Source organism: Kocuria himachalensis (assembly GCF_054784195.1).
In genome coordinates this window covers 37,315-51,396 of record NZ_BAAGPL010000014.1, presented here as the reverse complement: position 1 = coordinate 51,396, position 14,082 = coordinate 37,315, and the positions used below count along the sequence as shown (strand labels likewise).

At 73.5% G+C, this 14,082-nt stretch carries 15 protein-coding genes and 1 pseudogene; 12 read left to right on the top strand and 4 right to left on the bottom strand.

Annotated elements, in window-relative coordinates; all coding sequences use genetic code 11:
• Positions 1 to 7 precede the first annotated feature (7 nt).
• A complete protein-coding gene (locus ACYVM4_RS09160) occupies positions 8 to 1,123 on the bottom strand; it encodes an aromatic ring-hydroxylating dioxygenase subunit alpha (RefSeq protein WP_368822966.1) in 1,116 nt (371 codons plus the stop codon).
• 175 nt (positions 1,124 to 1,298) lie between these two features.
• Between ACYVM4_RS09160 and ACYVM4_RS09155 the strand changes: the two genes are divergently transcribed.
• The 6 genes from ACYVM4_RS09155 to ACYVM4_RS09130 all read left to right on the top strand — a co-directional run bounded on the left by ACYVM4_RS09155 (position 1,299) and on the right by ACYVM4_RS09130 (position 6,971).
• Entirely contained in the window at positions 1,299 to 1,904 is a 606-nt protein-coding gene (locus ACYVM4_RS09155; RefSeq protein ID WP_460668318.1) for a PadR family transcriptional regulator, read from the top strand.
• A 148-nt stretch (positions 1,905 to 2,052) separates the two neighbouring features.
• On the top strand, positions 2,053 to 3,006 hold the full coding sequence (locus tag ACYVM4_RS09150) for a hypothetical protein (RefSeq protein ID WP_460668317.1): 954 nt from the start codon (positions 2,053 to 2,055) through the stop codon (positions 3,004 to 3,006).
• An 82-nt stretch (positions 3,007 to 3,088) separates the two neighbouring features.
• Positions 3,089 to 4,141 carry an alcohol dehydrogenase catalytic domain-containing protein gene (locus ACYVM4_RS09145; protein ID WP_460668316.1) on the top strand — a complete coding sequence of 351 codons (1,053 nt, stop codon included), beginning with the start codon at positions 3,089 to 3,091 and terminating at the stop codon, positions 4,139 to 4,141.
• Between the two features lie 32 nt (positions 4,142 to 4,173).
• Positions 4,174 to 4,677: a hypothetical protein gene (locus ACYVM4_RS09140; protein WP_460668315.1), complete on the top strand. Its 504-nt coding sequence runs from the start codon at positions 4,174 to 4,176 to the stop codon at positions 4,675 to 4,677.
• 115 nt (positions 4,678 to 4,792) lie between these two features.
• Complete coding sequence (locus ACYVM4_RS09135; RefSeq protein WP_344123695.1) at positions 4,793 to 4,981, top strand: CsbD family protein; 189 nt, start codon at positions 4,793 to 4,795, stop codon at positions 4,979 to 4,981.
• A gap of 322 nt (positions 4,982 to 5,303) precedes the next feature.
• Entirely contained in the window at positions 5,304 to 6,971 is a 1,668-nt protein-coding gene (locus ACYVM4_RS09130; RefSeq protein WP_460668314.1) for an NERD domain-containing protein, read from the top strand.
• 88 nt (positions 6,972 to 7,059) lie between these two features.
• Here ACYVM4_RS09130 and ACYVM4_RS09125 read toward each other — a convergent pair.
• From ACYVM4_RS09125 to ACYVM4_RS09115, 3 genes and pseudogenes are all read right to left on the bottom strand, one after another.
• Positions 7,060 to 7,398 (bottom strand): annotated as a pseudogene (locus ACYVM4_RS09125) (CBS domain-containing protein); the annotation flags it as partial.
• 187 nt (positions 7,399 to 7,585) lie between these two features.
• The gene (locus ACYVM4_RS09120) at positions 7,586 to 8,080 is read right to left on the bottom strand and encodes a DUF1538 family protein (protein WP_460668334.1); all 495 of its coding nucleotides are present in this window, start codon (positions 8,078 to 8,080) and stop codon (positions 7,586 to 7,588) included.
• Positions 8,081 to 8,171: 91 nt separating this feature from the next.
• A complete protein-coding gene (locus ACYVM4_RS09115; RefSeq protein ID WP_460668313.1) occupies positions 8,172 to 9,221 on the bottom strand; it encodes a DUF368 domain-containing protein in 1,050 nt (349 codons plus the stop codon).
• 231 nt (positions 9,222 to 9,452) lie between these two features.
• On the opposite strand from ACYVM4_RS09115, the gene ACYVM4_RS09110 reads away from it, so the two are divergent.
• From ACYVM4_RS09110 to ACYVM4_RS09085, 6 genes are all read left to right on the top strand, one after another.
• The gene (locus tag ACYVM4_RS09110) at positions 9,453 to 10,211 is read left to right on the top strand and encodes a dienelactone hydrolase family protein (protein ID WP_460668312.1); all 759 of its coding nucleotides are present in this window, start codon (positions 9,453 to 9,455) and stop codon (positions 10,209 to 10,211) included.
• Between the two features lie 274 nt (positions 10,212 to 10,485).
• Positions 10,486 to 10,707: a hypothetical protein gene (locus tag ACYVM4_RS09105; protein ID WP_368822958.1), complete on the top strand. Its 222-nt coding sequence runs from the start codon at positions 10,486 to 10,488 to the stop codon at positions 10,705 to 10,707.
• A 103-nt stretch (positions 10,708 to 10,810) separates the two neighbouring features.
• Positions 10,811 to 11,683: an N-acetylglucosamine kinase gene (locus tag ACYVM4_RS09100; RefSeq protein WP_460668311.1), complete on the top strand. Its 873-nt coding sequence runs from the start codon at positions 10,811 to 10,813 to the stop codon at positions 11,681 to 11,683.
• 35 nt (positions 11,684 to 11,718) lie between these two features.
• Positions 11,719 to 12,633, top strand: coding sequence for an EamA family transporter (locus tag ACYVM4_RS09095; RefSeq protein ID WP_460668310.1), 915 nt, complete (start codon positions 11,719 to 11,721; stop codon positions 12,631 to 12,633).
• A 44-nt stretch (positions 12,634 to 12,677) separates the two neighbouring features.
• Positions 12,678 to 12,884: a hypothetical protein gene (locus ACYVM4_RS09090; RefSeq protein WP_368822955.1), complete on the top strand. Its 207-nt coding sequence runs from the start codon at positions 12,678 to 12,680 to the stop codon at positions 12,882 to 12,884.
• 55 nt (positions 12,885 to 12,939) lie between these two features.
• Complete coding sequence (locus ACYVM4_RS09085) at positions 12,940 to 14,064, top strand: NAD(P)/FAD-dependent oxidoreductase (RefSeq protein ID WP_460668309.1); 1,125 nt, start codon at positions 12,940 to 12,942, stop codon at positions 14,062 to 14,064.
• The last annotated feature ends 18 nt before the right edge of the window (positions 14,065 to 14,082 follow it).

Here is a 14,082-nt window from a genome sequence, read left to right as displayed (position 1 = left end):
TCGCTCCTCAGGCCCCGGCGGGGGCGGTCGGGGCGGCGGCGAGGCGGCCCTCCGCCTCGAGCGCCCGCTCGAGGAGCCGGCGCACCCACATCCCGCCCATGTCGATGTTGAGGTTGTAGAACTCGTGGTCGGGGTTGGCGTCGATGGCCGCCTGCTGGGCCTGCAGCATGGCCTCGTCCTCGCCGAACACCCCGTGCACGCCGTTGCGCAGCTGGGTGGTGATGAGCTGGCTCTCCAGGCGGTAGTTGCGCATGAAGGCCCAGAAGTAGTGGCAGGAGCGGTCCGTCTCCGGGGTGATCGTGTTCATCACGTAGCCGTTGACCCCGCGGGAGCGGTCCCCCTCGGGCGCCCCGGTCCCGGCCTCGGCCACGCCGACGTCGATGCAGATGGTGGACGGGAAGGTGTAGTGGATGATCTGCCAGCGGTCCACCTTGCCCTCGAAGCCGGGGAACTTGTCCCGCATGTTCTTGAGCCAGAAGGGCGGGGCGTCGATGTTGCGCATCCAGCGCGTCACGGTCACGGAGTGCTCGTCGTGGGTGGTCTCGAACTCCGATTCGGACAGCTCCTCCTGGCCGATGCTGGAGGAGTGCACGAACTCCTCGTGCGTGAGGTCCATGAGGTTGTCGAGGACCAGCTGGTAGTTGCAGGGGGCGTGGATGGTCTCGCCGTCGCCGGCCCACTCCGCGCTGTCCATCTGGTGCATGTCGGGCAGCAGGGCGGGGTCCGCCTGCGTGGGGTCGCCGAGCCAGACCCACACGTAGCGGTGGCGCTCGAGCACCGGGTAGGACGGCACGGTGGCGGAGGGGTTCAGCGTCTCCTGGGCGGGCATCGAGGTGCACCGTCCGGCGGCGTTGTAGCGCAGGCCGTGGTACGGGCACTGGATCTCGTCGCGGCCCACGAGCCTGCCCTGGGACAGCGGGGCGAGCCGGTGCCAGCAGGCGTCCGCCAGGGCCACGGGGCGGCCGTCCTCGGTGCGGTACAGGGCCAGCGGACGGCCCGCGACGGTGCGGGAGAGGATGCCCTTGCCGGTGATCTCGTGGTCCCACCCGGCGACGTACCAGGCGTTGAGCGGGTGGGACAGGAGCTTGGCGGTGGTGGTGGTCTTCGTGGCGGAGACGGTCATGGTGCGGTCCTCTGCTGGGCGGTCCGGGGAGAGCACGATCCACTCACTATCCCGATAGATAGTGGTGGTGCAGGACACACAATACCTATGTCCATAGTGAGTGACAAGGGTCACGAGGCGCGGCTCCCGGCTAGGCTCTTCACGACGACCCCCGATTCGACGGAAGGAACCGCCCGTGAGCCTCCGCTCGGCCCTGCTGGCACTGCTCTCCTCGGGGCCGCTGACGGGCTACGACGTGGTCAAGCAGTTCAGCTCCTCCGTGGGCCACGTGTGGCACGCCCCCGACTCGCAGATCTATCCGGAGCTGCGCAAGATGCACGCGGAGGGGCTGCTCACGAGCCGGCCCGTCCCGTGGGGCTCGCGCGGGGCCACCAAGACGGAGTACTCGATCACGCCCGAGGGCGAGCGCGCCCTGCGGCAGTGGCAGGACCAGCCGCTCGGCTACGTCCGGGAGCGGGACCCCGCCCACCTGAAGGCCGCCTACTTCGAGTGGGCCTCCCCCGGGGCCGCGGCCGCGCAGCTGCGCGCCCACCTCGAGCACTACCGGGACCAGCGCGCCCAGGCGCTCCAGCAGATCATGGCGCTCCAGGACCGCACGAGCCCCACGCTCGCGCGCCGGCTGGCGGCCAATCCGGAGGACCAGTGGGAGCGGATCACCCGGTTCAAGGTCTTCGCCTACGAGGGCCAGGTGGCCCGCGCCGACCAGGAGATCGCCTGGGCCGAGCACGGCCTGCGGCTGCTCGAGGAGCTGGGCGAGCTCGGCGGGTCCGGCACCGTCTGAGACCCGGTCGCCACCCGGGTCCCCGCGCCGCGGACCGCCCGGGTCGCCCCGTGACGCGCCCGGCGCCGCGGCCGGCCCCGTTCCCGCCGCGCGCACCGGCCCGTGCGTAGGCTGGACGGACCCCCTGCTCCCGGCCCCAGGACAGACCATGACCCGCTCGCCACTGCCCCGCCCCCTCGTCCCGGTCCTGTGCGCCGCGCTCCTCCTGACCGGCTGCGCCCAGAGCGCCGGTCCGGGCTCGGCGGCGACGCCGGCCGCGGACGCGTCGTCGTCGGCCCCCTCCCCGACCCCCACGCCGGAGGAGCCCGCGGAGCTGATCGGCGGAGGCACCGAGGTGTTCCCCGACCGGCGGATGGTGGCCCTCTACGGCCGCCCCGGGACCCCGGCGCTGGGCGCTCTCGGGGAGCAGGGTCCCGAGGAGTCGGCCGCCCGGGCGAAGGAGCTCGCCGCCCAGTACGAGCCCTACAGCGAGGTGCCGGTGGTCCCCGCCTTCGAGATCATCGCGACCACGGCGTCCGCGGGCCCCGGCGAGGACGGGGACTACTCCGAGGAGCTCTCGGTCGAGGAGCTGCGCCCGTACGTGGAGGCCGCCGCGGAGCAGGACGTCTACGTGGTGCTGGACCTCCAGCCCGGCCGGCAGGACTTCCTGAGCCAGGCGCAGCAGTACCAGGAGCTGCTCGAGCTGCCCAACGTGGGCCTGGCCCTGGACCCGGAGTGGCGGCTGGGACCGGACCAGGTGCACATGGTGCAGATCGGCTCGGTGGACGCCGCGGAGATCAACGCGACCACGGCGTGGCTGGCCGAGCTGACCCGGGTGAACGACCTGCCGCAGAAGGTGGTGGTCCTGCACCAGTTCGCGGAGTCGATGATCACGGACCGCCACCTCGTGGACGCCTCCCGCCCGGAGCTCGCGCTGGTCCTGCACGCCGACGGCCACGGCACGCCGGAGCTGAAGATGGGGACGTGGGAGCGGCTGCAGCAGGGCCTGCCGGAGGGGATCCGGATGGCGTGGAAGAACTTCTACGACGAGGACACGCCCACTTTCACGCCGCAGGAGACGTCCGCGATCGAGCCGCAGCCATGGTTCGTCTCCTACCAGTGAGCCCTGCCGACCTGCCTTCCTCCTGCCTACGATGAGGACGGGCGGCCCGGCAGCCCGCCGGACCGGCGACCGAGGAGGACCCATGAAGGCACTCGTCTACCACGGACCGGGCAGCAAGGCGTGGGAGGAGGTCCCGGCCCCCGCCCTCCAGGACCCCACCGACGTCATCGCGAAGGTCGACACGACCACCATCTGCGGCACCGACCTGCACATCCTCAAGGGCGACGTCCCCGCCGTCGTCGACGGCCGGATCCTCGGCCACGAGGCGGTCGGCACGATCACCGAGGTCGGGGACGCGGTGACCGGGCTGGAGCCCGGTGACCGGATCATCATCCCCGCCGTCACCAACTGCGGGAAGTGCTCCTACTGCAGGAACAACCAGCCCTCCCACTGCCAGACCCTGGGCGGCGTGGGGTGGGTGTTCGGGCACCTCATCGACGGGACGCAGGCCGAGTACGTGCGCGTGCCGTTCGCGGAGACCTCCGTGCACAAGGTCCCCGAGGGGCTCGACGACGAGGACGTCCTGTTCCTCACCGACGCCCTGCCCACGGGCTTCGAGATCGGGATCCTCAACGGCAACACGAAGCCCGGCGACACGGTCGCGATCGTGGGCGCGGGGCCGGTGGGCCTCGGCGCGGTCATGACGGCCAACCTGTGCGGCGCCGGACGCGTCATCACTGTGGACCTCGACGAGAACCGGATGGACAAGGCGCTCGAGCTCGGCGCCACGGACAAGGTCAACGCCGGGGACCCGGACGCCGTCGAGCGGATCAGGGCGCTGTCCCCGGACGGTCTCGGCGTGGACGTGGCCATCGAGGCCGTGGGCGTGCCCCAGACGTTCCGGACCTGCCTGGACGTGGTGCGGCCCTACGGCACGGTGGCCAACGCGGGCGTGCACGGCAAGCCGGTGGAGCTGCCCCTGGACCGGATGTGGATCTCCAACGTCCGCATCAACATGGGGCTCGTGGACTGCCGCACCGTGGGCAACCTGCTGAACATGGTCCGGTCCGGCCGGCTGGACGCGAAGGCGATGGCCACCCACCGCTTCACCATGTCCCAGATGGAGGAGGCCTACGAGCTGTTCGGCAACGCCGCGCAGCACCAGGCGGTGAAGGTGGTCATCACGGCCGGCTGAGCAGCCGGCCCGGCGCTTGCTAGCGTGTGCCCGTGCGGACCGACAGACTTCAGAACCCCCGGCAGCGCAGGACCATCGACCGGCTGGCCCGGTGGCTCGTCCGCGCCCACGGAACCGAGCCGGGCTGGGACGCGCTCGTGCTGGACGTCCTGAGCGTGGGCCGGGACCTGCGGCTGCAGGTGCGGGAGGTCCGCGGCGACCGCACGACCTGCCGCCCCGTGGACGTCGAGGGCCTGCGCAACGCCCCGCGGCGGCTCGCCCGGGCCCTCCAGGAGGACTACGCCGATCTCGTCGACGGGTCGTGGCTCTCCGCCACGCTGATCGTCACCGTGGCGGAGCGGCGCTGGGAGCGCCCCGGCGTGGAGCTCGTGCTGAACTACGGCGACGACCCCGTCCTCCCGGCGCACGCCCCCCACCCTGTCGCCGCGGAGGACTGGCGGAGGCACCTCGGGCACTTCCGGAGGATGGACCGCAAGATCCCGGCCTGGCTGCGGGAGCGCCTGACCGCGGCCGGGCTCGACGTCCCGGAGCGCTGAGCACGCGCTGTTCGCCCTGGGGGGAATGACCCCTTCCGCGGCGCCCCGCCGGTTCCCCCAGCATGCTGAGCGCCTTAGGCTGGTAGCACCTGTTCACCGACCGGAGGGAGAGCCCATGGGACTCGGAGACAAGATCAGCAACGCCGCGGAAAAGGCGAGCGGCACCGCGAAGGAGAAGGTCGGCGACGCCACCGACAACCGCGACCTCCAGGCCGAGGGCCAGGCGGACAAGCTGTCCGGCAGCGCCAAGCAGGCCGGCGAGAACGTCAAGGACGCGGGCAAGAACTTCAAGGACGGAATCTAGCAGCACGGTTCAGCCGTCGAACCACACGGAGGGCCCCGGTGTCGCAGTCGACACCGGGGCCCTTCGCCGTGCTCCGCCTCTCCTCCGCGAGGAGTCGCGTTCCGTCCTCTCCCGCTGCGAGGAGTCGCGTCCTGACCATCCCCCGCCGCCGGGGAGGCGCCACCTGACCTCCCCCGCCTCGAGGGGTCGCGTCCTGTCGGAATGCGCCGCCCGTACGGGCAGATGCCGACCCGCCGGCACGTGGGAGTCACGGATCGCGCCGCGTCACGCGGCGGCGCACCGCGTTCCGGTTGCGATGGCACATCCTAGGTAGCCTGGGGCCATGCCGCAGACCTTCCCGGAGTCCCCGGAGTTCCCGCCCGGCTTCGAGGCGGAGCAGTGCGTCTGGGAGGCGCTGCGGGCGCAGCTCCCCGAGGACGCGGTGCTGATCTCGGGGCAGCGCATCACCGGGGACGAGGTCGAGGCGGAGCTGGACCTCCTGGTGCTGTGGCCGGGTGTGGGCAACGCTGTGATCGAGGTGAAGGGCGGGCAGGTCTCGGTCCGGAACGGGCAGTGGCACCAGTCCGGCCGGGGTGGGGCGCACCGGCTGAAGCGGTCGCCACTGGAGCAGGCCCGGTCCGGGATGCACGCCCTCCTGGACTACCTGGCGCCGCGGCTGTCCCGTGGGGGCGGGCGGACCACGTTCTTCGCGGCCCTGCCCTACACGCGCCTGCCCGAGGACTGGGACGTCCCCGACGCCCCGCGGGACCGGCTGTTCGACTGCACCGACCTGGACGGCATCGCCGGACGGCTGAACCAGGTGCTGCGCCGCAGCACGCAGGCCCACCGCCCACCGGACGCGACCACCGTGGATCTGATCGTCAAGAACCTGCGCCGCACCCACCTGTCCCTGCGCAACGTGCAGGACCTCGCCCGGGAGCTCGAGGACTCCGGCAACCAGCTCACCCAGGAGCAGGAGCGCACCCTGTCCCTGCTGCGGTGGCAGCACCGCGCGCAGATCACCGGAGGCGCCGGTTCCGGCAAGACCCACCTGGCCATGCTCAAGGCCCGCCGGCTGACCCGCGACGGGCACCGCACGGCCCTCGTGTGCTACTCCCGGGGTCTCGCGCGGTACTTCGAGCTGATGTCCCGGGCGTGGCCGGAGGAGGAGCGCCCGGCGTACATCGGACTGTTCCACCGGCTGCCCGTCGCATGGGGCGCGGAGCCCGGCGAGGACGACGACCCCGACTACTGGGAGCACCGGCTCCCCCAGCGGCTCCGGGAGCTGGCCGCCGCCCGTCCGGACGGGGACCGGTTCGACGCGATCGTCGTGGACGAGGGACAGGACTTCGGGGAGCTGTGGTGGGAGGCGCTGGTCCAGTGCCTCGAGGACCCGGAGCAGGACGTGCTGTTCGTGTTCACCGACGAGCACCAGCGCATCTTCGACCGGGACGGGCACGCCCCCATCGACCTCAACCCGTTCCCGCTGGACGACAACCTGCGCAACACCGCCACCATCGCCCGGGCCTTCTCCCCGCTCGCCCGGGAGCCGCAGCGGTGCCGGAACGAGGAGGGCCCGGCGGTGCGGTTCGTCGACGTCGAGCCGGGGGCGGTCCTGGAGCTCGCCGACGACGCCGTGGTCGCCCTCCAGGACGAGGGGTGGGACCCGGGCCGCATCGCCCTGCTGACCACCGGCAGGCGCCACCCGGTGCAGCGGGAGATCGTGGACACGGAGGGCTTCGGCGCCTACTGGGACGGGCATTTCGCGGAGGAGGACGTCTTCTACGGGCACGTCCTGGGGTTCAAGGGCCTCGAGCGCTCGGCCGTGGTCCTGGCGGTCAACGGGTTCCAGGACATGGCCCGAGCCCAGCACATGGTCTACGTGGGCATGTCCCGCGCGAGGTCGTTGCTCGTCGTCGTCGGCCCCCGGGAGGTCGTGGAGGAGGCCGCCGGCCCGGACCTGCTGGCCGCGCTCGACGCGGGCGAGGCGTGGCGCCCGCCCGCGGGCTGACCCGGAGCCGCCCCGACCGGCCGGCCGCTCCCGCCGACCCCTCCCGCCGACCGGCGGGCCAGGCGAGGTCGCTGATCAGCCGCGCCAGGATGTCGTTCATCGCCAGCAGCCCGATGAGCTCGTTGCCCTGCACCACCACCAGGCGGTTGAGGCGGAACCGGGCCATCAGCGCCGCGGCCTGGTTCACGGACAGGTCCTCGCCGACGGTGACCACCGGCTTGACGGCGGCGTCGTAGACGTTGAGGAGGTCCATGTCCCCCTCCTCCGCCACGATGGCCTGCAGCAGCTCGCTGTAGCTGAGCAGCCCGTAGCCTTCGTGCGGGTGCTGCGGCTCCACCACCAGGCTCTTGACCTGGCGGGCGCTCATGGTCGACAGCGCCTCCCGCAGGGTGCTGTAGGGGGAGATGGTGATGACGTCACGCACCATGACGTCCTTGACGGTCAGCACGGGGATCCTCCTGGAGGTCTCGGACGGGGCTCGAACGGGGGGGGGTCAGGCGCCCCCGCGGCGCATGTGCTCCTCGAACCGGGCGACCTGCTGCATGTCGATGCCGGTGAGGTGGTCGATGGGGACCCGACCCTCGACCGCCCCGCGAGCCCGATGCCGAGAGCGGTCACGAGGGGCACGGTGACCTCCGAGGTGGTGACGCCCCGAGGTCGAAGGCGAGGGCCACGACGTACTGCGGCGCCAGCAGGACGAGGACCATGACGACGGCGTAGGCCGCCATGATCACGTAGTACAGCGGTGCTCCCACGGGGATGCGGTACACGCCCAGGGTGATGCCGACCGAGAGCGCGCTGCGGCCTTGGATCGAGTTGGCCAGACCGGTCCCGATCGCCGCGATGTGGGGCACGGTGACGATGTTCGTGGTGACGCCGCCGGAGTCGTAGGCGAGGCCCACGATCTCCGGCCGGGCGACGTACGTGGCGACGAGCACGAGCGCGTAGCCGGGGAGCAGCAACGACTGCACGGCCCAGCCCCGGAGGATGCGCAGGGTGCCGAGGACGAGCACCGAGCCCACGGACACGGACACGGCGACGACGAGGCGCAGGGTGAGGGCCCTGATCCGTCCCTCGCTCGCGAGCTCGGCCTGCTCGGCCACGGCGATCAGCGCCGGCTCGGCGACCGAGGGTGTGAAGCCGATGGCGAAGCCGAACGGGAGCAGCTGCCCCGGGGCGCCGCGGCGGGCCCGGGACCGTCTACCGGGGGCTGTCCGTGGCCCCCACGCCGGACTCGACGCCGGACTCGACGCCGGCGAGCTCCTCCGGGGAGCCGTGCCCGGTGCGCGCCCGGGTGCGGGCGTCGACGGCCAGCAGGGCGAGGACTGCCAGGCAGCCGGCCGCGGCCGCGAGCAGCTGGACCCACCAGTCCCCCCCGGGGGAGAGCAGCGTGCGGTCCCCGAGCTGCCAGGGCCACAGGGCGCGCAGGGCCCCGAGCATGACCCCGGTGAGCGCCAGCAGGGTGACGCGGTGGTGGTGGTCGAGGAGCCACTGCAGACCCTTGACGATGACCACCACGCCCAGGACGGCACCGAGGAGGAACAGGGACAGATAGCCGAGGTCGAGCTCGTCGACGGCCCGCAGCGTCGGCTGGTAGAGCCCGATCGTCAGGAGCAGGAAGGAGCCGGAGAACCCGGGCAGCAGCAGCGCGGACACCGCGACCATGGCCGCGAGCACGATGAGCAGCGGCGCGGGCGCCACCGTGGTGGGCGGGACGGACACGAGCACGAACGCGAGCACGGCCGCGAGCGCCACCAGGGCCGCGTCCCGGACCCGCAGGGCACCGCCCGACAGGCGCAGGGGCACCCCGACGGAAGCCAGGACCATGCCGAAGAACAGCGCCCGCATGGTGACCGGGTGCTCCTCGACGAGGTGGCTCATGGGACCGGCCACGGTGAGCAGGGCCGCGACCATGCCGATCACCACGGGCACCACGATCCGCCAGCGGACCCGGGCCAGGTGGTGTCGCACCCCGGCGGCGCGGTCGGGTCCGAGCAGCGCCTGCCTGCCGGCGGACACCACGTGCCCGGCGGAGTTGATCAGCTCGTCGTAGATGCCGGTCACGAGCGCCACGGTGCCGCCGCTGACGCCGGGGACGGTCTCGACCACGCCGATGAGCGCCCCGCGCACCACGTTGCCCGGGATGCTGCGGCGGACCTCCCCACCGGCGGTGGTCGTGGCGGTGGTCGTGGCGGTGGTCGTGGTGACCGGCGGTGTCGAGGGACGGTCCGGGGGCGACGAGGGCGTCACAGGTGCTCCTGGGCAGGGGGCGAGGGATGCCTTCCAGGGTACCGGGACCGGTCCCCGCCCCTGCCGGTGTGCCGTGGGTCACCCGTGCGTAGACTGGCCCGACCGCACGCGTCGTCGACCCAGGAGCCCGCCATGAGTCCCCACCACGCCGGTCCGGCCCTGATCGGCGGCACGTCCTGCCGCCGGCTCCTGACGGCGGACGCCGTCCGCGCCCGGCAGGTCTGAGCCGTCATGAGCGACGTCGTCGTCGCCACCGACCACGGGCAGATGCCCGTCCACGTGGCGGTGCCCGACGGCCCCGGCCCCTGGCCCGGTGTGGTGCTCGTGCACGACTTCACGGGGATGAGCCAGGACCTGCGCCACCAGGCGGACTGGCTGGCGGGCGAGGGGTTCCTGGCCGTCGCCCCGGACCTCTTCCACTGGGGCGGCCGGCTGCGCTGCCTGCGCACGATCATGAAGGACATCGGCGCCCGCCGGGGACGGACGTTCGACGACGTCGAGGCGGCCCGGTCCTGGCTCGCCGCGCGCCCGGACTGCACCGGCCGGATCGGGGTCATCGGCTTCTGCATGGGCGGCGGCTACGCGCTCGCGCTCGCCGCCGAGCACGGGTTCTCGGCCGCGAGCACGAACTACGGCGGGTGCCCCGAGGGCGCCGAGCAGTGGCTCCCGAGCGCCTGCCCGATCGTGGGCAGCTACGGCGGGGCGGACACCACGCCGCTGGGCGCCGACGCCGGCCGCCGCCTGGAGGGCATCCTCACGGAGACGGGGGTGGAGCACGACGTCAAGATCTATCCCGGCGTGGGCCACGGCTTCATGAACGACCACGCCCCCGACGACCTCTCCCCGATGCTGCGGGTGCTCGGCCGGTTCAGCCGCACCGCCTACGACGACCCCGCCACCCAGGACGCCCGGCGCCGGATCGTCGCGTTCTTCGACCGGCACCTGCGCGAGCAGACCGACCCGGACGCCCCGCAGGACTCCGAGAGCTGAGATCCCGGCGCGCCGGCGGCCGCACGACACGGATGACGGGGTGCGACGACGAATGCACGACGTGTTGTTGTTCACGCGCCCGGCAGGGACGGCCGTCACAGAACACCACCCTTGACCGACCCGGGACAACCGGTGCAGGTTGCCGACCGGATGAGGGTGTGACCAACCTCAAGACGCCGGAGCTGTTTGTCAAATCGGGGCGGCCGCACGGGTCGCCCCGGACAGTGCACCATGGAAGCACACGAAGACGACAACGACGATGGGAGGTGGCGTCATGACCGCTGCTGAGAAGTGGATGACCGACCTGAGCCAGATCCAGCCCGGCGACCGGCTCGAGATCTGGGACGAGTTCTACGAGAGCTGCGTCGGCACCGTGGGACAGGTCTCGCACCCCCTGGGGGTCCTGTGGATCCTCGAGGCCGGCACCGGCGTCCGCCGGCTGTTCTCCTTCGAGGGCTGCCGCCTGCGCCCCGCGCCCCTGGCCCTCGCGGCCTGACCGGACACGGTCCACGACGCCCGACCGGGCCGGCTCCCACCGGCACCCGGTCGGGCGTCGTCGTGTCCTGGGCCCGTCCGGCCGCGCACGGCAGGATGGTGCCATGAGCATCCTCATCGGCCTGGACATCGGCGGCACCACGACCCACGGCCTGCGGGCCGAGGACGGCCACCCGGTGCGGGAGGCGGTCGGCGGCAGCGCGAACGTGCAGAACGTCAGTCCCGGCCAGGCCTCCCGCGCCCTGGCGGACGTCCTCGGCGAGCTGGGGGCCTCCGCCGCGGACGTGGTCGTGGCGGGGGCGGGCGGCGTCGACACTCCCGCGGACGCCGAGGCGCTGCGAACGCTCATCGCCCCCCACACGGGTGCGGCGCGGATCGTCGTCGTGCACGACACCCGGCTGGTCCTGGCCGCCGGCGGGTCCAGCACCGGCATCGCGGTCATCGCCGGCACCGGCTCCGCCGCCTGGGGTGCCGCCCCGGACGGCCGGGAGGCCCGCGCCGGCGGCTGGGGGCACCTGCTGGGCGACGAGGGCAGCGGCTACTGGCTGGGCCGCGAGCTCGTGCGCCGCGCCCTCGCCCGGCTCGACGACGGACTGCGACCCGACGCCCTGGACGCCGCGGTGCTGGCGCACTGCGGGCTCGCCGAGCCCGGGGCCCTCATCGAGCGGTTCCACGGCGGCACGGACCGAGGATTCTGGGCCGGGCTCTCCCGGGTCGCCTTCGAGGCCGCCGGGCACGACGACGACGCCCTGCGCCTGGTGGACCGCGCGGCCGGCGCGCTGGCCGACCTCGCCGCCACCGTGTCCCGGCGGCTGGACCTGACCGGCCCGGTGGTGGTGGGCGGCGGCCTGGCACGGCACCAGCCGCTGCTGCGGCACCGGCTGCAGGAGGCCGCCGCGGCCCGCGGGCTCGGGGAGCTGCGGGTGCTCGACCGCGACCCCGTGCACGGCGCCCTGGCCCTCGCCGACCTCCGGTGACGGAGGAGCCGCCCGGGGAGCCCTACCCTGAACGGGTGACCACCCTCGCTCCCGTCCGCAGCCCGAGACTGCGCCCGACCGTCTACGTGCTGGCCGCCGTCGTCTCCGTCCAGTTCGGCGGGGCCCTCGCCGCCGTCCTGGTGCCCCTGATCGGGGCGTCCGCCACGGTGACCATGCGGCTGCTCATCAGCGCGGTGCTCATGTTCGCGGTCATCCGGCCGCGGCTGCGCGGCCGGAGCCGGGAGGCGTGGCGGTCCGGACTGTTCTTCGGGGCGGCCCTGGCGGGCATGAACTTCGCGTTCTACCAGTCCCTGGCCACCCTGCCGCTGGGCGTGGCCGTGACCATCGAGTTCCTGGGCCCCCTCACCCTGTCCGCGGTGCTCTCCCGCCGCGCCCGGGACGTCCTCGCCGTGGCGGCGGCCCTGTGCGGGATCGTGCTCATCTCCCAGGCCCTCACCGTGCCGTGGGCGGAGCTCGACCTCGCCGGCATCGCCTGGGCGGCGCTCGCCGGGGCAGGCTGGGCCGCCTACATCCTGGGCAGCCGATCCGCGGGCCGGCACTTCGCCCAGCTGGACGGTCTCGCCGTGGCCCTGGTCGTGGCCGCCGTCCTGGTCACCCCGGTGGGCGTCCTCACGGCGCACGCCCCCGCCCTGACGTGGGGCGTGCTGGGCGCGGGGGTGGGCATCGCGATGCTCTCCTCCGTGGTCCCCTACTCCCTCGAGCTGCTGGCGCTGCGGGCCATCCCGCCCAAGGTCTTCGGGATCCTGCTGAGCCTGGAGCCCGCGGTCGCAGCGCTCGCGGGTCTGCTGGTGCTCGGCCAGGCGCTCGCGGGCCTGCAGCTCGTCGGCATGGGCCTGGTGGTGGCCGCGAGCGCCGTGGTCATGGTGGGCGGGGACACGCCCGAGCTCGGGCCGGAGGCCGCGGCGGGCCCGGCACGCACGGAAAAATGATCAGCCACCTGTTCAATGTCGGACGTCCGTGATGGGATGAACCCATGGAAGCCAACGAGATCATGGACCGCATCCGCTCCGCCCGGGACCACGCCCTGGAGCAGGAGCGCGAGGAGCGCAGCAACATCGAGAACGCCGACACCGCGGACAAGCAGGGCGCCGCGAGCGTGCGCCTGGCCACCCGGCAGGCCGTGCGGGAGGCCTTCGACGACATCCTCGGCGAGAGCACCGACCCGGAGCAGGACGGCTGAGCTCTCGAACGGCTGAGCACGCGGACGGCATGACGAGCGTCCCCGGAGCCCTCCGATGATCCGCACGGCCGTGGTCGGCGCGGGCATCGTGGGCCTCGCCGCCGCGCACGCCCTGCGGGCGCGCGGCGCCGACGTCACCCTCTACGAGTCCGGGCCGCCGGGCGGCGGGCAGTCCGCCGGGCAGGGCCGGATCTTCCGGCACGCCCACGAGGACCCCCGGCTGGTGGCGCTCGTCGTCCGCAGCCGGGCCCTGTGGCGGGAGTGGGAGCAGGAGTTCGGCGTGGAGCTGGTCTCCCCCGACGGCGCCGTGGCGATCGGGGACGGGGTCGAGGAGAAGCTCCGCACCCTGGAGCCGTTCGCGGACGTCCCCGTGCGGCGCCTCTCGCCCGAGGAACTGCACGGCCGGCTGCCGTTGCTGGCCGACTGGACCGGCCCCGCCATGCTGGACGCCCACGGCGGCGCCATCCGCACCCTCGACGCCGTCGGGGCCCTGGCGCACCGGCTCGAGGCGTCGATGCTGCGCGAGCACGTGCTCTCGGTGCGGCGCACGAGCACCCGGACGGTCGAGGTGCGCACCGGGACCACCTGCGAGACCTACGACCACGTGGTGCTGTGCGCCGGCCGGGGCACCGCCCCGCTGGCCCGTGGCGCCGGGCTCGACCTGCCCGTGGAGGTCGGCGCGCACGTCCGCCTCACCTTCGCGCCGGCGTCCGACGGATCGGTCCTCGGCAGCACGGCACCTGGTGCCGGCCGCGGCCTCCCGACCTTCCAGGACGGCAGCGGGGCCTTCGGGGAGACCGGCGTGTACGCGGCTCCGTACCCGGACGGCCGCCACGTCTCGGTGGGACTCAGCGCCGACACGCCCGCCCACCCGGACGGCGGTCTCGTCGATCCCGCGGCGCTGGCCGACCTGGCCGACCGGACCGTGGCCTACGTGCGGCGCGCCCTGCCGGGCCTGGACCCGCGGCCGGTGGACCACGTGCACTGCTGGGTCACCCGGTTGCCGTGGGGTGACGACGGCGTGGGGATCTGGTCCGAGGACGGGCTCACCGCCCTGGCCGGGCACAACCTCTTCAAGCAGGCCCCCGCGCTCGGCGAGGCGCTCGCGGAGACCGTGCTGACCGGCGCGGTCCCCGGAAACCTCCACCACGAGGAGCGGCTGGGTCGTCCGGCCGGCTGAGCGGTCAGGCCGGCCGAG